Origin of the sequence: Bradyrhizobium sp. AZCC 1719 (assembly GCF_036924525.1) — a bacterium.
Classification (GTDB): Bacteria; Pseudomonadota; Alphaproteobacteria; order Rhizobiales; family Xanthobacteraceae; genus Bradyrhizobium.
Genome location: NZ_JAZHRU010000001.1, coordinates 2,160,863 through 2,182,286 on the forward strand (window position 1 = coordinate 2,160,863; position 21,424 = coordinate 2,182,286).

The 21,424-nt window shown below is 63.2% G+C and carries 21 protein-coding genes; 6 read left to right on the plus strand and 15 right to left on the minus strand.

The window, feature by feature from the left end; translation table 11 throughout:
• Window positions 1-33: 33 nt before the first annotated feature.
• From V1292_RS10235 to V1292_RS10250, 4 genes are all read left to right on the plus strand, one after another.
• A complete protein-coding gene (locus V1292_RS10235; RefSeq protein ID WP_334372243.1) occupies window positions 34-729 on the plus strand; it encodes a DUF938 domain-containing protein in 696 nt (231 codons plus the stop codon).
• 105 nt (window positions 730-834) lie between these two features.
• Window positions 835-2,079: an MFS transporter gene (locus tag V1292_RS10240; protein ID WP_334372244.1), complete on the plus strand. Its 1,245-nt coding sequence runs from the start codon at window positions 835-837 to the stop codon at window positions 2,077-2,079.
• 14 nt (window positions 2,080-2,093) lie between these two features.
• On the plus strand, window positions 2,094-2,453 hold the full coding sequence (locus V1292_RS10245) for a nuclear transport factor 2 family protein (RefSeq protein ID WP_334372245.1): 360 nt from the start codon (window positions 2,094-2,096) through the stop codon (window positions 2,451-2,453).
• Between the two features lie 152 nt (window positions 2,454-2,605).
• Entirely contained in the window at window positions 2,606-3,859 is a 1,254-nt protein-coding gene (locus tag V1292_RS10250; protein ID WP_334372246.1) for an MFS transporter, read from the plus strand.
• 91 nt (window positions 3,860-3,950) lie between these two features.
• On the opposite strand, the gene V1292_RS10255 is transcribed toward V1292_RS10250, so the two are convergent.
• Window positions 3,951-4,445 carry a VOC family protein gene (locus V1292_RS10255; protein ID WP_334372248.1) on the minus strand — a complete coding sequence of 165 codons (495 nt, stop codon included), beginning with the start codon at window positions 4,443-4,445 and terminating at the stop codon, window positions 3,951-3,953.
• A 165-nt stretch (window positions 4,446-4,610) separates the two neighbouring features.
• Window positions 4,611-5,156, minus strand: coding sequence for a carboxymuconolactone decarboxylase family protein (locus V1292_RS10260; protein WP_334372250.1), 546 nt, complete (start codon window positions 5,154-5,156; stop codon window positions 4,611-4,613).
• Window positions 5,157-5,319: 163 nt separating this feature from the next.
• Between V1292_RS10260 and V1292_RS10265 the strand changes: the two genes are divergently transcribed.
• Together V1292_RS10265 and V1292_RS10270 are read left to right on the plus strand one after the other, a co-directional pair.
• Window positions 5,320-6,504: an acyl-CoA dehydrogenase family protein gene (locus V1292_RS10265; protein WP_334372251.1), complete on the plus strand. Its 1,185-nt coding sequence runs from the start codon at window positions 5,320-5,322 to the stop codon at window positions 6,502-6,504.
• A 152-nt stretch (window positions 6,505-6,656) separates the two neighbouring features.
• Window positions 6,657-7,796 carry an acyl-CoA dehydrogenase family protein gene (locus V1292_RS10270; RefSeq protein WP_334372252.1) on the plus strand — a complete coding sequence of 380 codons (1,140 nt, stop codon included), beginning with the start codon at window positions 6,657-6,659 and terminating at the stop codon, window positions 7,794-7,796.
• A gap of 173 nt (window positions 7,797-7,969) precedes the next feature.
• Here V1292_RS10270 and V1292_RS10275 read toward each other — a convergent pair whose 3' ends face one another.
• The 13 genes from V1292_RS10275 to V1292_RS10335 form a co-directional block, all read right to left on the minus strand.
• Window positions 7,970-9,010 (minus strand): amino acid ABC transporter substrate-binding protein, encoded by a 1,041-nt coding sequence (locus tag V1292_RS10275; protein ID WP_334372253.1) that lies wholly within the window; start codon window positions 9,008-9,010, stop codon window positions 7,970-7,972.
• 53 nt (window positions 9,011-9,063) lie between these two features.
• Window positions 9,064-9,663: a L,D-transpeptidase gene (locus V1292_RS10280; protein WP_334372254.1), complete on the minus strand. Its 600-nt coding sequence runs from the start codon at window positions 9,661-9,663 to the stop codon at window positions 9,064-9,066.
• 174 nt (window positions 9,664-9,837) lie between these two features.
• Window positions 9,838-9,936 carry a DUF2474 domain-containing protein gene (locus V1292_RS10285; protein WP_197427214.1) on the minus strand — a complete coding sequence of 33 codons (99 nt, stop codon included), beginning with the start codon at window positions 9,934-9,936 and terminating at the stop codon, window positions 9,838-9,840.
• Window positions 9,937-9,965: 29 nt separating this feature from the next.
• The gene (gene cydB / locus V1292_RS10290) at window positions 9,966-10,976 is read right to left on the minus strand and encodes a cytochrome d ubiquinol oxidase subunit II (protein WP_334372256.1); all 1,011 of its coding nucleotides are present in this window, start codon (window positions 10,974-10,976) and stop codon (window positions 9,966-9,968) included.
• Window positions 10,973-12,373, minus strand: a complete 1,401-nt coding sequence (locus V1292_RS10295; protein ID WP_334372258.1) for a cytochrome ubiquinol oxidase subunit I — start codon at window positions 12,371-12,373, stop codon at window positions 10,973-10,975. The genes cydB and V1292_RS10295 overlap by 4 nt, the downstream gene beginning before the upstream one ends.
• A 149-nt stretch (window positions 12,374-12,522) precedes the next feature.
• Window positions 12,523-13,491, minus strand: coding sequence for a hypothetical protein (locus V1292_RS10300; RefSeq protein ID WP_334372260.1), 969 nt, complete (start codon window positions 13,489-13,491; stop codon window positions 12,523-12,525).
• An 86-nt stretch (window positions 13,492-13,577) separates the two neighbouring features.
• Window positions 13,578-14,144 (minus strand): thioredoxin family protein, encoded by a 567-nt coding sequence (locus V1292_RS10305; RefSeq protein ID WP_334372262.1) that lies wholly within the window; start codon window positions 14,142-14,144, stop codon window positions 13,578-13,580.
• A gap of 17 nt (window positions 14,145-14,161) precedes the next feature.
• On the minus strand, window positions 14,162-14,848 hold the full coding sequence (locus V1292_RS10310) for a cytochrome c biogenesis CcdA family protein (RefSeq protein WP_334372264.1): 687 nt from the start codon (window positions 14,846-14,848) through the stop codon (window positions 14,162-14,164).
• 234 nt (window positions 14,849-15,082) lie between these two features.
• Window positions 15,083-15,283 carry a hypothetical protein gene (locus V1292_RS10315; protein WP_334372265.1) on the minus strand — a complete coding sequence of 67 codons (201 nt, stop codon included), beginning with the start codon at window positions 15,281-15,283 and terminating at the stop codon, window positions 15,083-15,085.
• A gap of 178 nt (window positions 15,284-15,461) precedes the next feature.
• Entirely contained in the window at window positions 15,462-16,073 is a 612-nt protein-coding gene (locus tag V1292_RS10320; protein WP_334372266.1) for a sigma-70 family RNA polymerase sigma factor, read from the minus strand.
• A gap of 345 nt (window positions 16,074-16,418) precedes the next feature.
• Complete coding sequence (locus V1292_RS10325) at window positions 16,419-17,156, minus strand: response regulator (RefSeq protein ID WP_334372268.1); 738 nt, start codon at window positions 17,154-17,156, stop codon at window positions 16,419-16,421.
• Window positions 17,153-18,898, minus strand: a complete 1,746-nt coding sequence (locus V1292_RS10330; RefSeq protein WP_334372270.1) for an ATP-binding response regulator — start codon at window positions 18,896-18,898, stop codon at window positions 17,153-17,155. Before V1292_RS10330 ends, V1292_RS10325 begins: the two co-directional genes overlap by 4 nt.
• A complete protein-coding gene (locus V1292_RS10335) occupies window positions 18,868-20,874 on the minus strand; it encodes a sensor histidine kinase (RefSeq protein WP_334376990.1) in 2,007 nt (668 codons plus the stop codon). The genes V1292_RS10330 and V1292_RS10335 overlap by 31 nt, the downstream gene beginning before the upstream one ends.
• Between the last annotated feature and the right edge of the window lie 550 nt (window positions 20,875-21,424).

The following is a 21,424-nucleotide window of genomic DNA, read 5'->3' on the forward strand; positions in this document are numbered from 1 at the left end:
CTGAGCCACTGATTTTTTCGGGACCGAACTGCGATGGCTGAGCATGTGGCGGAATTCGGCAAGGATGGCCGGCCGGTCGAGTCCGACGGACGGCTCGACGCGGCGGCATTCCACCGCAACCACGAACCGATCTGGGCGGTGCTGCAAAAATTCCTCACCGGCAAATCCGGCGACGTGCTGGAAGCCGGCAGCGGCACCGGCCAGCATGTGGTGCATTTTGCAAAGCGCACGCCCGACATCACCTGGTGGCCGAGCGATCTCAATGAACGACATCTCAAGAGCATCGAAGCGTGGCGCACGCATGCCGGTCTGCCGAACATTCGCTCAGTGCTGCGGGTCGATCTCGCCGACCCGGCCTGGTGTCCGGCGATGCATGACGGCAGCGGGCCGGGCAAACTGCTCGCGGTGTTCTGCGCCAACGTGATCCACATCGCGCCCTGGCGCGTCGCCGAGGGCCTGTTCGCCGGCGCGGCGCGTTATCTCCATAACGACGGACGACTGTTTCTCTATGGCCCGTTCAAGCGCGACGGCAAGCACACCGCGATGAGCAACGCCGTGTTCGACACCAGCCTGCGCGAGCAGGACGCCGAATGGGGCGTGCGCGACATCGGAGAGCTCAGTACATTGGCTGAGAGCGTCGGCCTTTCGCTGATCGAAACCGTAGCAATGCCGGCCAACAACATGATTGTGGTCTTCGCGCCATCCACCAAGGGTGACGTCGGCGCATAGCGTGCGCCCGTTTGCGTCGGTTGATCGCGCCGCCCCGTGTCTTCATAGTGCCGCGGAATCAATCAACGAGGCTCCCGGCCCGGGGCCTGCCGGGCGGGAATGCCGATGCTGGATACGACAGCCACCGAAGAGGTATCGAACGACGCCCGCGCGCGCGCCAACGTGCTGCGGCTCGCCGCGGCGCAGGCGCTGACCGGCGCCAATTCGGCGGTGATTTTCGCCACCGGCTCGATCGTCGGCGCGACGCTGGCGCCGACCATCTCGCTCGCCACCGTGCCGCTATCGATGTACGTGCTGGGGCTCGCCGCGGGCACGCTGCCGACAGGTGCGATCTCGCGCGCCTATGGCCGCCGTGTCGCGTTCATCATTGGCACCTTCTGCGGAATCCTCACCGGTGCGCTCGCCGCCGCCGCCGTTCTCTACGCCTCGTTCTGGCTGTTCTGCTTCGCGACCTTCCTCGGCGGCCTCTACGGCGCAGTCGCGCAGTCCTATCGTTTTGCCGCCGCCGACGGCGCCAGCAGAGCGTTCCGGCCGAAAGCCGTGTCCTGGGTAATGGCCGGCGGCGTGTTCGCCGGCGTGCTCGGTCCGCAGCTCGTGCAGTGGACCATGGATATCTGGCCGCCTTATCTGTTTGCGTTCAGCTTCGTGGTGCAGGCGTTCGTCGCGCTGGTGGCGACGGCGGTGCTGTGGGGCGTCGACGCGCCGAAGCCGGCACCGTCGGACATGCATGGCGGGCGGCCGCTGTTCGAGATTGCACGGCAACCGCGCTTCATTGCCGCGGCGCTGTGCGGCGTGATCGCCTACCCCATGATGAATCTCGTCATGACTTCTGCGCCGCTCGCCATGAAGATGTGCGGGCTTACGGTGAGCGATTCCAATTTCGGCATCCAGTGGCACATCGTGGCGATGTACGGGCCGAGCTTCTTCACGGGCTCGCTGATCGCGCGTTTCGGCGCACCGACAATCGTGGCACTTGGCCTGACCCTGGAAGCCGCCGCTGCCGCGATCGGCCTTTCCGGCATCACCGCGCTGCATTTCTGGGCGACGCTGATCGTGCTCGGTGTCGGCTGGAATTTTGCCTTTATCGGCGCCTCGGCGCTGGTGCTGGAGACGCATCGGCCGCAGGAGCGCAACAAGGTGCAGGCGTTCAACGACTTCCTGATCTTCGGGATGATGGCGCTGGGGTCGTTCTCGTCCGGCCAGTTGCTGGCGCATTACGGCTGGTCGATGGTAAACATGGTAGTGTTCCCGCCGGTGCTGCTCGGCCTTGCGGTGCTCTCGTTTGCGTCATTTGCCAAGCGTCGCGCGAAGCTGCAGGCGGTCGACGAGATTCCAGGTCCGAGTGTCTAATTGCCGGAGGTCCCATGCCGTCGCGCGCCCGTCTCGATGAATTCATCGCCGCCGTCGTCTCCGGCGATCATGCCGGCGCGATCGAGCGCTTCTACACCGAGGACGCCAGCATGCAGGAGAACGCCGCTCCGCCACGGGTCGGCCGCGACGTACTCGTGGCGCATGAGCGCGCGGTGTTGGAGCGGGTCAAAAGCGTGACCTCGACCTGCGTGACCTCGATCGTTGAGGGCGACCATGTCGCGATCCACTGGATTTTCGACTTTGTCTTTCATTCAGGCAAGACCGGCCGGTTCGACGAAGTCGCGCTGCAGGAATGGCGCGGCGACAAGGTATTTCGCGAGCGGTTCTTCTACGATCCGTCGAAGCCGGCCTAGTTGCCACCTGCTGACATTTCGGCCAGCACCGAAGCAATTGCCCAGCGGGTCTGCTAACCTTCTCCGTCATGGCCGGGCTTGTCCCGGCCATCCACGTCTTTGACCGCCGCAGGAAGGACGTGGATGCCCGGGGCAAGCCCGGGCATGACGACGTGAGAAATAGCAAAGAGAAGCAAACGACGTTGGACGCTCGCAACTACGCCACCATCGACGAGACCTCGATCCGCTACGACGGCTGGCGCATCGTCGTCGTGTGCTTCCTGCTGGCAACCTTCGGCTGGGGGCTCGGCTTCTACGGCCAGAGCGTCTATGTCGCCGAGTTGCAGCGGCTGCACGGCTGGCCGGCGTCGCTGATTTCGTCCGGCACCACGTTCTTCTATCTGTTCGGCGCGCTGCTGGTCGCGTTCGTCAGCGAGGCGATCAAAGCGTTCGGTCCGCGCAGTTGCCTGATCGCGGGGACATTCGCGATGGCCGCGGCCGCGATCTCGATCGGTCAGGTGCGCGAACCCTGGCAGCTTTACCTTGCGAACGCCGTACTCGCGTTCGGCTGGGCCGGCACCAGCCTCGGCATCATCACCAATACGCTGGGGCTGTGGTTCGACAACAAGCGCGGCATGGCGATCAGCCTGGCGCTGAACGGCGCGAGCTTTGGCGGCATCGTCGGCGTGCCGCTGCTGGTGACCGCGATCGGCTATTTCGGCTTCTCTGGCGCGATGATGGCGTCGGCCATCGTAATGGTTGCGTTGATGGTGCCGGTGATCCTGCTCTTGGTCGGACGGCCGCCGCTTCATCTGAGTGCGAGCGGGTTAGAGGCTGCCGACGCGCCGTCGCCGACGCAAATTCGCGCACGCGCCTTTCGCGACATCGGCTTTCTCTCGGTGTCGTCGGCGTTCGCGCTGGTGCTGTTCGCGCAGGTCGGCTTCATCGTCCACCTGATCGCATTTCTGGACTCGGTGATCGGGCGGCAGCGCGCGGCGATCGCGGTGGCGCTGTTGACGGCGATGGCGGTGGTCGGCCGTGTGCTGTTTTCCTTCGTGATCGACCGGATGAACCAGCGGCTGGCGTCCTCGCTTTCCTTCGTCAGCCAGGCGGTGGCGCTGCTCATCGTCATCAATGTGCATAACGATTACGTGCTGATCGCAGCCTGTGCGCTGTTCGGCTTTTCCGTCGGCAACCTGATCACACTGCCGGCCCTGATCGTGCAGCGCGAGTTCGATCCGCGTTCATTCGGCGTGCTGGTCAGTTTGATCACGGCGATCAACCAGATCACGTATGCGTTCGGTCCCGGCGTAGTGGGATTGTTGCGGGATCTGTCCGGGAGTTACACGCTGCCGTTCTACGGGTGCATTGGGGTGGAGCTGACGGCGGCGGCCCTGATCATGATCCGTGGCCACAGAAAGACGTAGCCCGGATGAGCGAAGCGACATCCGGGACCGGTGTCGCTGCAATCCCGGATGTCGCTACGCTCATCCGGGCTACGGGGTCTGCGCCTCCCGTCTACGCCTCCCGCTGCCGCAGCAAATCCTCCAGATCCAGCCGCTTGGTGAACATCGCGAGCGAGCCATCGGGCGCGCGGGGCCATTCTTCTTTCGGCCGGTCGCGATAGAGTTCGACGCCGTTCTGGTCGGGATCGCGCAAATAGAGCGCTTCGCTGACGCCATGGTCGCTGGCGCCGTCGAGCTCGATGCCGGCCTGGATCACACGATACAGCGCATCCGCCAGCGCTGCGCGGGTGGGATAGAGAATGGCGGTGTGAAACAGGCCGGTGGTGCCTGGCGGCGGCGGATGGCCGCCTTTGCTTTCCCAGGTGTTGAGGCCGATGTGATGGTGATAACCGCCGGCCGAAATGAATGCCGCGCCAGAACCCATCCGTTGCATCACCTCAAAGCCGAGCACGCCGCAATAAAAGCCGAGCGCGCGTTCGAGATCGGCGACCTTGAGATGGACATGCCCGATCCGCGTGCCGGCGACGATGGGTGGGGATTGGGGCATGTGTTGTCTCCATTCGGAAGGTGACGTGCCCCGGATGCTGCCCGGCGCGAAGCGGTGCGCTGCTAAGCCGGGGCCTATGGCGCGCGCCCGCATGGGTCCCGGCTCTGCAGTGCACCGCTGAAGAAGCGCTGCACTGCGTCCGGGACACGTAGGCGCGGATTCTCGTTACACAAGATCCGATACCTCGCCGTCCGGCAGCCCGAACTCAAACGTGTTCAGCGTCATCGAGACCATCGTGTAATAGCCGCACAGCCCGATCACCTCGACAATCCCGCGTTCGGTGAGCACTTTTACCGCTTCGTCATACAGCGCTTGCGACACGCCGTGGCCCTCATGCAGCGACTTGGCGAGATCGTAGATCATCCGGCCCTTGGGGTCATCGAAGACGGGCGTGCGGCGGTCGCGGATGTCCTCGATGATTTTCGGATCCATGCCGCCCTTCAGCGCCAGGCGCTTGTGCGCATACCATTCGTAATGCGACGTCCAGTGCCGCGCAGTGACGAGGATCGCGATCTCGGAAAGTTTTGCGGGAAACATCGTGTTGAAACGAAGCTGCTCTCCGAGCCGCGTGGCGTGCTGCGCCATCTCTGGGCTGTTGAGCCAGGCCATCATCGGTGCCGGAGGGGCGCCGCGCTTGCCGGCGATGGCCTCGTCATAGGTTTCTTTTTGCGCGGCGCTCATTTCGCCTGGCGAAAGCAACTTCAGCCGCATGCCTGTTTCCCCTTGTTTTTCAATTGTTATCGTCTAGCGCATACACCCGATCGGGCATCGTGACCACCGCCAGAGCGGCATGGCCTGATGTCAGACATATATTGAATTCCGCAACGCGAGGGCTAAGGTCACTTCCAAACATTCCCATATGGAAGCGCCTGATATGTCCGACCTGGAAACATTCCGCCGTGAAACCCGCGCCTGGCTGGAGGCCAATTGTCCGCCGGAAATGCGACGGCCGATGACCTCCGAAAGCGATACCTACTGGGGCGGTCGCAACGCCAAATTCTCCTCCGAGCCGCAGCGCGTCTGGTTTGAGCGGATGCGCGACAAGGGCTGGACCGTGCCGGATTGGCCGAAGGAATATGGTGGCGGAGGGCTGGAGCCTGCCGAGCACAAGGTGCTGCGTGAAGAAATGGCGGCGATGGGCGTGCGCTCGCCGCTTTCGAGCTTCGGCATCTGGATGCTTGGGCCGGCGCTGTTGAAGTACGGCACCGAGGCGCAGAAGAAAGAGCACCTGCCTGACATCGCCGCGGGACTGATCCGCTGGTGCCAGGGCTATTCCGAGCCGAACGCCGGATCGGACCTCGCCTCGCTGCAAACCCGCGCCGATAGCGACGGCGACGACTACATCATCAACGGCCAGAAGATCTGGACGTCGTATGCGAACTACGCCGACTGGATTTTCTGTCTGGTGCGTACCGATCCCGCCGCGAAGAAGCATGACGGCATCAGTTTCATCCTGTTCGACATGGCCTCGAAGGGCGTGTCGACCAAGCCGATTCTTCTGATCTCCGGTTATTCGCCGTTCTGCGAAACCTTCTTCGACAACGTGCGGGTGCCGAAATCGCATGTGGTCGGCCAGGTCAACCGCGGCTGGGATGTTGCAAAATATCTGCTGCAGCATGAGCGCGCGATGATCTCGGGCACTGGAGAGCGCGGTATCGGCCGTCCGCTCGGCCAGGTCGCAGCCGACTCCGTCGGCAGCGATGATTCCGGCCGGCTCGACGATGCCGTGCTGCGCGGCCAGATTGCGGCGTTCGACATCGACGAGGCGGCGTTTGCGGCGGTGGCTGAGCGCGCCGTTGATCTCGCGAAAGCCGGACAATCGCATCCGGCGTTCTCCTCGGCGATGAAGTATTACGGCACCGAGCTCAACAAGCGCCGCCACGAAATCCTGATGTCGGCCGGCGGCATCGATGCGCTGGAATGGGAAAGCGAGCGCTCCAGAGGCGGCGCCCGTCCGCGCGCCTGGCTGCGCACCAAGGCCAACTCGATCGAAGGCGGCACCAGCGAGGTGATGCTCGGCATCGTCGCCAAGCGCATCCTCGATCTGCCGGGGGCGTGAGGCCTGAGTCCCTCATCCTGAGGAGCGCGAAGCGCGTCTCGAAGGATGAGGCCCCCATATCGGCCTCATGGTTCGAGACGGCGCCAAGGCGCCTCCTCACCATGAGGATCAATAGCGAAATCAGTCGAAAATTACTCTAGCGGAAATCATCGATGCCCCTCGTCCTCACCGAAGAACAATCCATGCTGCGCGACAGCGCGCGCGGCCTCATCAGCGACAAGGCGCCGGTGTCGCATCTGCGCAGCTTGCGCGACAGCAAGGACGAAACGGGCTTTTCCCGCGAGCTCTGGAAGGCGTTTGCCGAGATGGGCTTTTCCGGCCTGCTGGTGCCCGAAAATTTTGGCGGCAGCGGGCTCGGCTGCGTCGAGGCCGGCATCGTGATGGAGGAAATCGGCCGCACCCTGATGCCGTCGCCGTTCCTGTCGACCGCGGTGCTGGCGGCGTCGGCGCTGTCGCGCAGTGGAAATGACGCGCAAAAGTCCGCACATCTGCCGAGGATTGCGGACGGATCGCTGCTGGCGGCGCTCGCGATCGATGAAGGTGCAAAACATCGCCCGCTGCAGATCAATTTGCAGGCGGTGCGCTCCGGCAACGGCTTCAAGCTGAACGGCGCCAAGGCGTTGGTGGTCGACGGCCACACCGCCGATCTCCTGATCGTCGCGGCGCGCACTGGCGGCGCGGCCGGCGAACGCGATGGGTTGACGCTGTTTCTGGTCGATCCCAAGGCCAGGGGCATTGCGATCGAACGCACGGTGATGGTCGACGCACATAACGCTGCGCGGATCGAATTCAGCAATGTCGAGGTCAATGCCGATCAGGTGCTCGGCGAGGTCGACCAGGGCGGCGCGTTATTGGAGGGCGTGCTCAATATCGGCCGCGGCGCGGTAGCTTCCGAAATGGTCGGCCTGAGCGAAGAGGTATTCGGCCGCACCGTGACGTATCTGAAGGAGCGCAAGCAGTTCGGTAAATTGATCGGCGAATTCCAGGCGCTGCAGCACCGCGCCTCCCAGCTCTATATTGATATCGAGATCACCCGCGCGGCCGTGCTGAAGGCGCTGCAGACCCTCGACGGCGATTTCGAGCACGCTGGCGCGGCAGTGTCAGTCGCAAAAGCCAAGGCCGGCACCACGGCGACGCTGGCGGTGCAAGAGGGCGTGCAGATGCACGGCGGCATGGGCATGACCGACCAGTTCGACATCGGCTTCTTCATGAAGCGCGCCCGCGTCTGCCAGGAATTGTTCGGCGACAGCAATTACCACGCCGATCAGTTGGCGCGGATGAAGGGGTATTGATCGTCCCGAAGCGGCTCGTCATTCACCGCTGTCATCGCCCGGCCTTGTGCGCAATTGCGCACTGGGACCGGGCGACCCAGTATTCCAGAGACGGTAATGCTTGAGCCGATGGGCTGCGGCGTACTGGGTCACCCGCCTTCGCGGGTGACGACATTTTATGGTGGTTGAGAGACCTACCGTATCGGCGGGGCGTACTGAATCCCGCCGTTGCTCCACAGCGAATTCAGGCCGCGCGGGATCTTCAGCTTCGATCCTTCGCCGACATTGCGTTCGTAGACCTCGCCGTAATTGCCGACATGGCGGATGATGCGGGCGGCCCAGTCCTTGGGCAGGCCGAGATCTTCGCCATAGGCGCCTTCGGTGCCGACCAGCCGCATCACGTCGGGCTTCTTCGACTTCAGCGCCTCGTCGATGTTCTTCGAGGTGATGCCGAGTTCCTCGGCGTTGATCATTGCATACAGCGTCCACTTCACGAGCATCATCCAGTCGTCGTCGCGCTGGCGCACCACAGGCGCGAGCGGCTCCTTGGAGATGACGTCGGGCAGGATGACGTGGTCGCTCGGCTGAATCAGGTTCAAGCGAAGCGCGTAGAGCTGGGAAACGTCGGCGGTGAAAGTGTCGCACTTGCCGCCCTCGTAAGCCTTGAGCACGTCTTCCAGCTTGGGAAACTTGACCTCGGTATACTTCATGTTGTTGGCGCGGAAATGGTCGGCGACATTGAGCACCGTCGTCGTCCCCTCCTGCACGCAAACCTTGCTGTTGTTGAGGTCCAGCGCGGAATCGATGTTGCGTGAGCGCGGCAGCATGAAGCCCTGGCCGTCATAATAGGCGACCGCCGGGAAATAGAGGGCGTAGTTGCTCTCGCGGGACATGCTCCAGGTCGTGTTGCGCGAGAGGATGTCGACCTTGCGGCTCTGCAGCTCCTTGAAGCGCTCGTTGGCATCCAGCGCCACGAATTTTGCCTTCTTGGGATCATCGAAGATCGCCGAGGCTACCGCGCGACAGAAATCGACGTCGAAGCCGGTCCAGTCGCCCTTGTCGTCGGGGATCGAGAATCCGGGCAGGCCCTTGTTGACGCCGCACAGTACTTCGCCGCGGCGGATGGTCCGCTTCAGCGTCTTGGTGTCGTAACGTTCATAGGTGATTGCAGCGGCCGCGACCGCGATTGCGACCGCCAGCCCGATGAGCAGGCCGCCTCGAAATGTCCGTAGCATTTTCTAACTCACGATTTCAGGAGAATGGACCGTCTGAACAGACAGCGGCGGGATTAGAGCTCCGGCTTCTGCCGGATAATCACTTTGGTGCCGACGGGCACGCGCTCATAGAGATCGGTGACGTCGGCGTTGACCAGCCGGAAGCAGCCGGAGGAGACGGCGGTGCCGATGGTGTCGGGCCGGTTGGTGCCGTGGATACGGTAGACGGTGGTGCCGAGATACATCGCGCGCGCACCGAGCGGGTTGCCGGGGCCGCCAGCCATGAAACGCGGCAGATAGGGCTGGCGCGCGATCATCTCCGGCGGCGGCGTCCAGTCCGGCCACTCCGCCTTGCGGGTGATGTTCACCAGTCCCTGCCATTGAAATCCTTCGCGGCCGACACCGATGCCGTAGCGCAGCGCGCGGCCGTTGCCCTGGATCAGATAGAGATGGCGCTCGGCGGTGACGACGATGATGGTGCCCGGTGCTTCGTTGGTGCGATAGAATACCGCGGTCTTCCTGAACTGCGGATCGAGCTCGACGGATTCGTCGGGAAGCACGCCGGGCTGGTCGCCGACGTCGGGTTGCCGCAACTGCGCCTGGCTCTGAGAGGCTGAAAGGATCAGACCGCCGGCGGCGATCACCATCCAGATCAGGTGCCGAAATTTTGTCATCGCAGAAATTCTCCTTGTTGGCGCGGCGGCCAAATTTGGCGCTTTGGCAAATCAGCGGAACCATCAAATCTCAGGGCTGGCTTGATGGCAAGTTTAGGGCGAATGCGGCGGATACGTGACTGAAATGTCGTCCATTTTCGTCGTCTACCAAATTCATGGGATATCCCGCCTGCCTTATTTCGGCGCGATCCACAGCCGCAGGCAAAACGAAATCAGCGCGACGGTGCCGACGCCGCCGAGCCAGAGCGCGGCAAACCACAGCAGGCGCTGCATGAGAGGGCGAGGGGTCGGCTCGTTGGGCTTCAATGGTATCCACTCTCGGGTTTGACCTTGCCGCGAAACACCCAATAGGCCCAGGCGGTATAGCCGAGGATCAGCGGGATCAGCCCGGCGACGCCGACCAGCATGAAGAGCTGGCTGTTTTCCGGCGCCGCCGCCTGCCAGATCGTGATGCTCTGCGGCACGATATAGGGGTACATGCTGATGCCGAGGCCGGCATAGGACAGCGTAAACAGCGCCAGCGTCAGGAAGAACGGCTGGTAGTCGTATTTGTTAGCGAGACTGCGCAGCAACAGGGCGGTGACTACAGCAACCGAAATCGGTACCTGTGCCGTCATGAGGACGTTCGGCCAGGCGAACCAGCGCTCGGTGTACTGTATATGGAGGAACGGCGTCGCGATGCTGACCGCGGCGATGGCCCCGAGCATCGCGAGCAACAGGACCCAGCTCAGGTGATAGGCGCGGTCGCGCAACTCGCCTTCCGTCTTCATGACCAGCCACGTTGCGCCGAGCAGCGAATAGCCGATCACCAGCGATACGCCGGTCAGCATGCTGAACGGCGTCAGCCAGTCCCACCAGCCGCCGGCATAGTGCCGCCCCTCGACCTGCACGCCCTGCAGGATGGCGCCGAGTGCGATGCCCTGCGCCAGCGTCGCCAGCAACGACCCGCCGAAAAAGGCGATGTCCCATCGGTTGCGCGCGCGCGTCGTGCGCCAGCGGAATTCGAAGGCGACGCCGCGGAATACGAGGCCGAGCAGCATCGCAATCATCGGCGTGTACAACGCCGGCATCAGCACGGCATAGGCGAGCGGGAAGGCCGCCATCAGGCCGCCACCGCCGAGCACCAGCCAGGTTTCGTTGCCGTCCCACACCGGGGCGACGCTGTTCATGATGACGTCGCGGTCGCGCTTGTCCGGAAACAGCGGAAACAGAATGCCGAGCCCGAGATCGAAGCCGTCCATCACGACATAGACGAACACGGCAAAGGCTATGATGAAGGCCCAGACTGTGGCCAGGTCCACCGCGATGTTCATGAGCCGACCCCCTGGGCAGCCGGGGTGATGCCGGCGGTGCGGATCGGCGCCTCGTGCGATGACGGCCCCTCTTCGCCCGGATGCGGCGGCGCTGCCATCAGGCGCAGCAGGTAGATCACGCCGGCCGCGAACACCGCGAAATAGACGATGATGAAGGCGATCAGCGAGGAGGCGACGGCCGGCGCTGCCAGCGGCGAGGCGGATTCCACGGTGCGCAGCAGTCCATAGACCGTGAACGGCTGGCGGCCGACTTCGGTGGTGATCCAGCCTGCGAGCACGGCGATGAAGCCCGCAGGCGCCATTGCGACCGCGAACATGTGCAACAGCCGGGAATCGTAGAGCTTGCCCTGAACGCGCATCAACAGGCTGAACAGGCCGAGCGCCAGCATGAGCAGTCCCATGCCGACCATGATCCGGAACGACCAGAACGTGATCGCCACCGGCGGCCAGTTTTCGCGCGGGACCGTGTCGAGGCCGGCCATCGGCGCATCCGTCGAGTGTTTGAGAATCAGCGAACCGAGCTTCGGCACTTCGACCGCGTAGTCGACCCTGCCGGTGCTCTGATTGGGCAGGCCGAACAGGATCAGGGGCGCGCCGTGCTTGTGGCTCTCGAAGTGGCCTTCCATCGCCATGATCTTCACCGGCTGGTGCTCCAGCGTGTTGAGCCCGTGCTGATCCCCGGCGATGATCTGAATCGGCGCCACCAGCGTCGCCATCCACATCGCCATCGAGAACATCACGCGCGGACCGGCGAGGTGGCGGTCTCGCAGGAGATGCCATGCGCCGACCGCACCGACCACCAGCGCCGTGGTCAGATATGCCGCCAGCACCATGTGCACGAGACGGTATGGGAACGACGGATTGAAGATCACTTTCAGCCAGTCGGCGGCGATGAACTGACCGGCCTCATTGACGGTGTGGCCGGCCGGTGTCTGCATCCAGGAATTGGCCGACAGAATCCAGAACGCCGAAATCAGCGTGCCGACCGCGACCATCAGCGTCGCCAGAAAATGCAGCTTTGGGCCGACACGGTTCAGGCCGAACAGCATCACACCGAGGAAACCCGCCTCGAGGAAGAATGCAGTGAGCACCTCATAGGCCATCAACGGTCCGATCACCGGGCCGGTCTTGTCGGAAAAGGCCGACCAGTTGGTGCCGAACTGGTAGGACATCACGATGCCCGACACCACGCCCATCGCGAAGGCGACGGCGAAAATCTTCAGCCAGTAATTGAACAGGTTGATGTAGACCTCGCGCCCGGTCGCGAGCCATAGCGCTTCGAGCACGGCGAGATAGCTGGCGAGCCCGATCGAGAAGGCGGGAAATATGATGTGGAACGACATCGTGAATGCGAACTGCGCCCGGGCCAATACAACTGCATCCCAGCCTTCGAACATCGACACCACCCGTCGCTAGTTTCGCCGGCCGCGATATCTTTCAAAAACGGAACTAGAGTTTTCGAAAATTGCGTCCGAACCAAGCGTGTACCCTACCACGCCCGATGCGACGATTGTACCTGCGTGCCGCGCGGGACTGGCGTGCAAGCCTATCCGCTACGCGATGAATTCAATCCGAGCCGCCTGCTGATCTCGGCCCGCACCGCACGGGTCTGGTCCTTGCCGACCAGCACCGGACTGCGGATCTTCTTGCCCGTGCGGAGCCGGACCGCGATGACGTACTGGCTGCCCCTCCGGCCGCCGCTTTCGACGTCGATGCGCTCGACATCGTCACCGGCGACGGTATCCGTCTCTATCGTACCCTTCAACGACAGGCGTTCAAACCTGATGGCGCCATCGCGGACAATCCAGAACGCAGTGGCCCGATAGATATGTCTGATCAGCAAGAAGGCGATGATCGCGCCGAGCAACCAAACTGCGATCCCAAGGGCGGACAATTTGCCGCTCCAGAGCGCATAGATGAATGGAAGGCTCAACGAGCAGGCCAGCAGCACGAGAAGAGCCCTGTACGCCCGGACACGTTTGGAACTAACCGGCTTGCCCAGTCGTATCGCGGCATTGGCGGCGTCGAATGGGTTCTCGGCCGATTCGGGAGCAGGCAACCGAAGCAGCCGCGCGATCTGCGCGGTGGTTTTTTGCACCTGGGTCACATCAGGAAGCGGGGGTGCGGTGAGCGTGTCGCCCGATTCGGTCTCGATGATGAGGGTGAACTCCACCGATTTGCCGATGCTCTTTCGGAGACGCATCCCGGATATTTCGTCATCCCGGATCAATCTTGGGCGCACCTTCCCGAATGGACGCTGTTCGCCGATCAGGATTTCGCCTGGCGTAATGATCCAGACGACGTTGCGATCAAAGAGGGCGGCGCCCAGCAGAAGACACCCGAACAGCAACGCAAAGAGGGCGGCGATGCCAAGCCATTGGCCGTTTGCGAGGTAATCGAGGCCGGGCAGGGCCATCAAACACAAGACTACGGCGATGCCTGCAAGAACCAGCCGCTCGTTGAGCGACGTGCCCTTGCGTAGCCTGACTTCATTCTCGTTTGCCGCAGCGTCCATCGCCGGCGGCAAGCATCACGACCGGTGCGGTCTCGTCAAGCGGCAAATCTCGTGGCTGTAACGTGACAAGCCTGAGTTGCTTGATCTCAGCTCGCACCGTTCAGGAGCCCGGCGACCGTGCGGTCGATCTGCTCGTACTGGCCCTCGCCGTCGTGCTGGAACACGATCCTTCCGTTCTGGTCGACGATATATTGCGCCGGCCAATAGCGGTTGCGGTAAGCGTTCCAGGTTCGCGAGTCATTATCTTGCGCCACCGGATAAGTGATACCGTGCCGCTTCAGCGCGGCCTGAACGTTGGACGCAGACCGCTCGAACGGAAATTCCGGCGTGTGGATGCCGACAACGACGAACCCGCGGTCCCTGTATTTGGCGTACAGGGCAGTGACATGCGGGAGCGTGTTGACGCAGTTGACGCAGCCATAGGTCCAGAAATTCACCAGCACGACCTTGCCGCGGAGATCGACGAGTTTCAGCGGCGCTGAGTTGAACCAATTGCCAAGACCGACGAACTCCGGCGCGGTGGTCTGCGTCGCGGCGACCGTGAACGGCTTTTCTAGCGCGCGTGGCGCGTCGCCGCTGAAGGCAGGTAACGCTGAACCAGCGAGAGAAGCTGCAGCGATGGCAGCGGATGCGGCAAGCAGACGTACGTTCATGGCAGTCTCCATTGGAATCAGAGGCCGATCTGGCCATTGGGGTAAAATCCGGTCAGCCACGCCACGATCAGCGTGTCGTATTGGAAGTAAGACAGCAGCGCGAAGGCTATGACGACGACGCCGAATCCCCGCTGCAGCCGCGGCGCGATCCGCGCGACGCTGCGAACGCGGGTGGTGACGGCCTGGCCGCCATAAGCGATCGCGAGCATCGGCAAGCCTGCGCCGATCGCGTAGACGACCAGCAGCAGGCTGGCCCAGGCGGTGTCTTTCGATGTGGCGATGACGGTCAGGATCGAGCCCAGCACCGGTCCGGCGCAAGGTGTCCAGACCAGGCCGAGTGTCGTGCCGAGCACGAAGCCGCTGAGCATTCCCTGCCGGGAGGCCGTAGTACCGGTGAAGCCGCCGATGCGGACCGACAGCCATTCGAACGGCGCCGGCCAGATCATCAATAATCCAAAGCCGACAAGAAGAATCGCGGCCGCGTTGCGCAGATGATTGGGATCGAAATCGAAGGCGCGCGTGATCGCGCCCAGCAGCAATGCCACCATCGAGAATGACATCACAAAGCCGAGCGCGATCATTGCCGGCCGCGCCTTGCCGGTCTGGCCGACCGATGCCCCTAGGAGGATGGGCAGCATCGGCAGCGTGCAAGGCGCGGCCACAGTGACGACACCTGCGAGCAGCGCGAGTACGAGATTGAGCATCGAAAGCATCCATCACCGGTCCCGGCGAGACATTGCCGGGTGCTTGATGGACTTCGCGGTGATGGGGCAGGGCGTTACGCCGGCGGCGCTTCAGGGGGCGTCACGTCCGTGTGAGACTCTTTCGGCCCGCGTACACGGAATCCGGAGCCAAAACAGAGCGACCCGGCTGGGGGGCATCCCGGCCGGGTCGTTGGAGGTTGCTTGGGGTCTACAACTTGGGAGGTGAGAGGAAATTCAGCGGGGGGTCTCGCTGTCGTAGGAGATCACACAGACCTCCTTGGGACTCTTGGTGCCGCAATCGACCACCTGTTCGCGCACGAACGTCGAACCGGTGTCGCGCTGGGCGCGGGGCTGGACGTTCTGGGCCGACAGGGTGGCGAGCGTTGCGACGGCGCCGAGCGGGACGATGAAAAAGCGGAAGGACGGCTTCAGCATGTTCGCTTTCCTGTTCGGCGTTGGCGTTTAAGTCGGTGATGATCGGTATAGGGGGTGAGTTTTTCGGGGTGATGTCGTGAAATGTTTCATTTGTTTCGTCGGAAGTAATCTTTGTCCGTCGAAACCGCCCCGTTTTCCTGCCCCTATCTCCAATCTAACCGTCTGAAATCGCTTGTCTTTAGGCGGCGATGCTGTCCACGCCGGCGCCCTTAAGCAACTCGGCCAATTGTTTGCGGGCATAGAACATGCGGGTCTTCACCGTGCTCTGGGGAATACCGATGATCGCGCCGGCCTCTTCCACCGACTTCTCGTGGTAGTAGACCAGGTTGATGATCTCGCGATGCGCCGGCGACAGCTTGGCGACGCAGGCGCGCAGGATGGCGCTGGTGTTGCTGCGGTCGAGCGAAGCTTCCGGCGTGTCGGCCTCGTCGGCGATCTCCAGCACGTCTTCCTGCTCGATATCCTCATGCTTGCGCTGGCGCAGCGCGGTCAGCGCCTTGAAGCGGGCGATCGACAGCAGCCAGGTCGATACCTGCGAGCGGCCCTCGAACTGGGCGGCGGTCCGCCACACGTCGAGAAACACCTGGCTGACGAGGTCTTCGGCCACGGTGGTGTCACGCACCATGCGCAGCACGAAGCGGTAAACCCGGACGTTATGGCGGGAGTAAAGCACATGCATCGCCGTGCGGTCGCCCTTGGCAATACTCTGCAGCAGCGTTTCGTCCGATGTCGCGCGGGCGGCGGCAATCGACTTCTTGGCTGCGGCGTTGATGGCGATGACGTTCGACATGACAGGCTCCCCTTGCGCCACGAGGTGCGGCGTTCCGTTGGGAGAATTGTTAATGAACCTCCGTTTCGGGATGTCTGCTCGAAAAGGGGAAAATGGTTTCGTGCGGCAGAGAATTGTTTCGTCGCGGGACCCGCGACGAAACATTCGGGGATAAAAGGCCAGTAATTTCAATATACGGAAAATTGGAAGACTTCAGACGCGGATTTGTTCCGCGCAGTAGACCCTCATCCTGAGGAGCGCGGAACGCGCGTCTCGAAGGATGCAGGCCCCATACGGGCCACATGGTTCGAGACGCCGCTTCGCGGCTCCTCACCATGAGGATCAACAGCAGAAGCGCAGAGCAAGCTAACCTTTCTCGCCGGTCGGCGAGAACAAATAGCCGCCGCCTCTGATCGTACGGATCACGGCGGGCTTGGTGGGATCGATCTCGATCTTGCGGCGGATACGCATGATGCGCAGATCGACGGCGCGGTCGAAGGCTTCGGCGTCGCGCGCATTGGCCAATTCCAACAGCCGCTCGCGCGACAACACCCGCTTCGGGTTCGCCGCGAACACTTTCAGAAGCCCGAATTCGGACGCCGTCAGCGGATGCTCGTTGCCTTCGTCGTCGCGCAGCGCCTGGGCTTCGAGGTCGAGCCATTTGGTGCCGAACCGCACCAGTTGTTCCTTCTCTGCCTTGGCCGTCGCGGGCTCGGGCGTCGCCGCCTTGGGCGGCGTGCTGCGGCGAAGCACGGAGCGGATGCGCGCCATCAGCTCGCGCAGCTCGCAGGGCTTTGCGATGTAGTCGTCGGCGCCGAGCTCGAGGCCGACGACACGGTCGATCGGGCTCGCGGTCGCCGTCAGCATGATGACGGGGACGTTGATGCGGCTCTTGAGGTCGCGAATGATCGAAAGCCCGTCTTCCTCGGGCATGTTGAGATCGAGCACGACGAGGTCAGGCACGGCGTTCTCGATCGCCTTGCGCAGGCTCTTTCCGCCGTCGCACAAGGTGACGCCGAAGCCGTGCATCTTGAGGTAATCGCCGACCATCTCGCGGGCCGGCGCCTCGTCGTCGACGATGAAGATATGCGGGCTCTGGGTCATGTCGTCTCTGTCGCAGGCAGTGTAACCGTAAATGTCGATCCCTGCCCGGGTCCGGCGCTTTCCGCAGTCACATGGCCGCCATGCATGTCGATAATACGTTTGACGATCGACAGACCAAGGCCGGTCGAGCTTTCGCCGGCGGTCGGCTTGGCCGAGAGCCGCTGGAAGCGGCCGAACAGCCGGCCGAGATCCTCCGGTGAAAGGCCGGCGCCCTGGTCGGCGATGCGGATCACCGTGTCGCTGCCTTCATGGCTCACAGTGACCGTGATCTTGCCGCCGATCGGCGAATATTTGATGGCGTTGCTGACGAGGTTGTCGATCGCCTCGCGGATCCGGTCGGCGTCGCACATGGTAACGATGTTCGGCGGAGCGGATACTGTGACGGCCTGCTGCTTGTTCACGGCCGAGGGCAGGTTGGAATCAGCGACCTCAGTCACGAGCGCAGCGACATCGACCGGTTCGCGGCGGATCGTGATGTCGAAGGCATCCGCCATCGCATCCGAAATCAGGTGGTCGACCATCGAGGTCAGGCGCTTGGTGGCATCGCGGATGTGCTCGACCTGCGCGGTGACGTTCTCCTTCGGCGAGCCCGCGCCGATCAATTCGGTCAGCATCTCGGTGCGGCCGAGGATCACGCCGAGCGGGTTCTTCAAATCGTGCGCCACGGTGCCGAGAATTTCGTTCTTGAAGCCGTTGGCGCGCTGCAGCCGCAGCCATTGCGCCGAAAGGCGGCGGTTGGCCTGCATCAGCGCGCGGGTGCGCTGGGCGACGCGGTCCTCGAGCTGGGTGTTGGCCTCGTGCAGTTGGCGATAGAGGATGACGTTGTCGAACGCGATCGACAACCGGCTGGAGAAAATCTCGACCAGCGCGCGGTCGGTGTCGGAAAGCTGGCGCTCGGCCTGCAACAGCACCACCACTTCGCGGCCAGAGCCGGTGCGCAAATACAGCACGCTGCGGTGATCGGCGAATTCGTTCTTGCGGCGCTGGAAGGCGGCTTCCACCATTTGCCGCAAGTCCGGATCGAGCGCCTTCGAGCTCGTCGTGCCGATGAACCGGCTGTAACAGCCCGAGCCCGCCAGCACCGAGAATTCGCTCCCCGGGGCACCGTCGTCGCGCAGCACCAGAATGCCGGCGCAGTCGACATTGAGCAACGAGGCGAGCTGCGTCAGCACGCCCTCCGCCAGCCGCTGCATCGATTTGAAATCGTAGAGCGTCGAGGCGGCGTCGATGATGATTTCGAGCCCGCGCCTTGTCTGCACCATGCGCTCGAGTTGCTGGTAGCTGCGCAGCGCCGCGGTCAGCGAGGTGAACAGCTTGTCGGCTGTCAGCTCGGTTTTGGCCTTGTAGTCGTTGATGTCGTACTGGACGATGACGCGTCGCTCGGGCGCCTGTCCGGGCTGGCCGGTGCGCAGGATGATGCGGACGGTTTCGTTCTTGATCTCGTTGCGGATGTATTCGACCAGCTCCAGGCCCGCGACGTCGGTCTCCATGATGACGTCGAGCAGCACGGCCGCCACGTCCGGATTGTCGCGCATCAAGATGCGGCCTTCGGCCGCGGAGTAGGCCGACAGGATCTCCAGCGTCGCGCCGTTGAGACTGTAGTCGCTGAGCGCGAAGCGGGTGCCCTCGTGCACGGCGGCATCGTCGTCGATGACGGCGATCTTCCACTTGCGCGCGGACGAGTCCTCCGGGGCTATGCCGGTATCGTCGATCAGGTGGAGGACATCGTCCTGTTCGGCCATTGCGAAGTTCCGTCGGCTGCTGTCTGGTCTGTACTCGTGGATCCGCCTGTCGATCCGCCCTTGGCGACTTTTGGCATGATAATGCGGAAGGTGGTGCCTTGTCCCAGCCTTGACTCCAGCATCATCCGGCCGCCGAGCTGTTGAGTGACAAGATTATAGACGATATGCAAGCCCAGTCCGGTGCCGCCGTCGTTGCGGCGGGTCGTAAAGAACGGGTCGAATGCCTGCCGTTGCACGTCCGGCGTCATTCCGGCCCCGTTATCGGCAAAGATGATCTCGACATCATCGCTGCCGCGCGCCCGGGCCGAGATCGTGATCGCCCCGGACCGGCCATCGGCAAAGGCATGATTGGCGGCATTGAGGAAAAGATTGGTTAATATCTGGCCGTAGGAGCCGGGATAGCCGTCGATCACAAGCCCTTCCGGCACCTCGACCGACAGCGTGATCGCCGCTTTCTTCAATACCGGCTTCAAGCTCGCGACGATCTGGTCGGTGGCTTCGCTCAGGTTGAATTGCCGGCGCTCGGCGTGCGAGCGGTCGACCGCCACCTGCTTGAACGACTGGATCAGCTCGGCGGCGCGATGCAGGTTCGCCACCAGTTGCCCTGCTGCGTCACGCGAGCTCTTGACGAACTCGTCGAGCTTGGAGCGGCGGAGCGGCTCGGTCCGCAACTCGGACTCGAAGGTTTCAGCCCGGCGCGCAAAGCTCGACGCCACCGTCAGGCTGATGCCGATCGGGTTGTTCACCTCATGGGCGACGCCGGCGACCAGCCCGCCGAGCGCCGCCAGCCGCTCGGCGTCGATCAGGTTCTGCTGCGCGGTGTTGAGCTCGAGCAGTGCGCTCTCGGCTCTTTCCTTCGAGGCGCGCAGCTCGTCCTCGGTCTCGCGCTTGGCGATGGCGTTCTCGCGGAAGACGTCCACCGCACGCGCCATGGCGCCGACCTCGTCTCTCGCGGTGGTGCCCTGTACCCTGCGATCGTAATTGCCGGACGTAATCGCGTGCATCGCCGCCAGGATCTGCTGCAGCGGCAGGCGGATCGAGAGTGCGATCAGGACGCCGGCGGACAGGATGATGCCGAGGAACATCACGGCGATCGACAGCACCCGGCGCGAGATGCCCGACAGCGTCTTGTCGAAAGTCTCCTGCGCCTTTTGCTCGCGCCGGCGCATCTTGTCCGATAGCTCGTCGATAACAGCAATGGCCTCGGCCTGGCTGGCATCGATGGTATTGCGCAACAGTTCGGTCCGGACCGCGAGTTGCTCGGTCAGTTTGGCCATGCCCTCGCGCAGCGCCACCGTCCGCGCCTGCAGCCGCGTCAGCGCCATGCGCTGCAAATCATTATCCGCCAGATCGGTCATCACCGGGATGGTCTTCTCGATCGTCTCGGTATTCCTGCGGGCGTCCTCGGCGGAGCCTGAGGCGGGCGACAGGTAATAGGCGTTGGCGGCAACCAGCATGGCCGTAAACGCCTCGCGCGACTTTCCGAGCGCGGGCCAGATCTGCGCGTCGCGATGTCCGGTGGCGCCCTCGATGATCGAATACAGCCCGGCCATCTCCCGGGCCGGCCCCAGCACCTGCTGCTCATAGGTCTTGGTGATGGTGGCCTGCACGGCGCGCAGCTCGCCGAAGCCGTTGAGGAAGCGGTCGGTGACCTGTTCGAGTCGCTCCACCGACCCTGATAGCATCGGGTCGTTCGAGGCACGCGTCGTGAGCGTGCCCAGTACGGCCTCTCGCAGCAGCAGGATCTCGGCGAACAGCTCGGGGCTCGGCTGGTTGATGTAGCGGTGGATCAGGTTCTGCAGCCGGCTGGTTTCGCTTTCGAGGTGCGCCAGGATCTTGTCTGATTCCCGTACCTGGCGGACGTCGTCCCATGCAGAGCCCAGCACGTTGGCGCCGTTCCAGATCAGGACGGCGAGCACCATGACGACGGCGGAGTTCAATCCCGCGATCGACAGAATGCGCCATCGGATCGGCACCGCGCGGAGCCATTGGACGACGCGAAAGCGCCCGCGCGCGGCGAAGCTCGCCGGCCGTTGCGCTGCTGGTCGCTGCTGTTGCGGCGCGCCGGTCAAATCCACTCCAATCTGCGAAGGCGCCCGACCAATAACGGCGCCACCGTCCCGATCAATGCAACGTTGGTACGGTGGAGATCGATCGCACCGGTCCAGGTCTGTCCAGGACGGTCCCGTTCCGCGCCGAACGGGTGGGAATGGAACATTTCGATCCGAGGCCTGTCGTTTCGGGGATCGGCGGCAGGGAATCCGCGCGCAAAAACGCCCGTTGAGACCGCCGTAAGCAACAGCGCGACAACAAGCACCAAGGTCCGCGAAAGGTTGGCGCGGCGATACACAGGCGACAAATCCCCTTAGAGATGGAGTCTGCGGCGGCGAGAAAAGGTTCAACGCAATTTTTAGCAGAATTTGCCGATGCTTGGCTATTGGTAGCGTGACGGGACGGGGGCTAGCCTGGGGTTATCCTGATGCGCCGGTCGCAATCTTTAATTGTGCATTGCAGTGATGTCGGCGG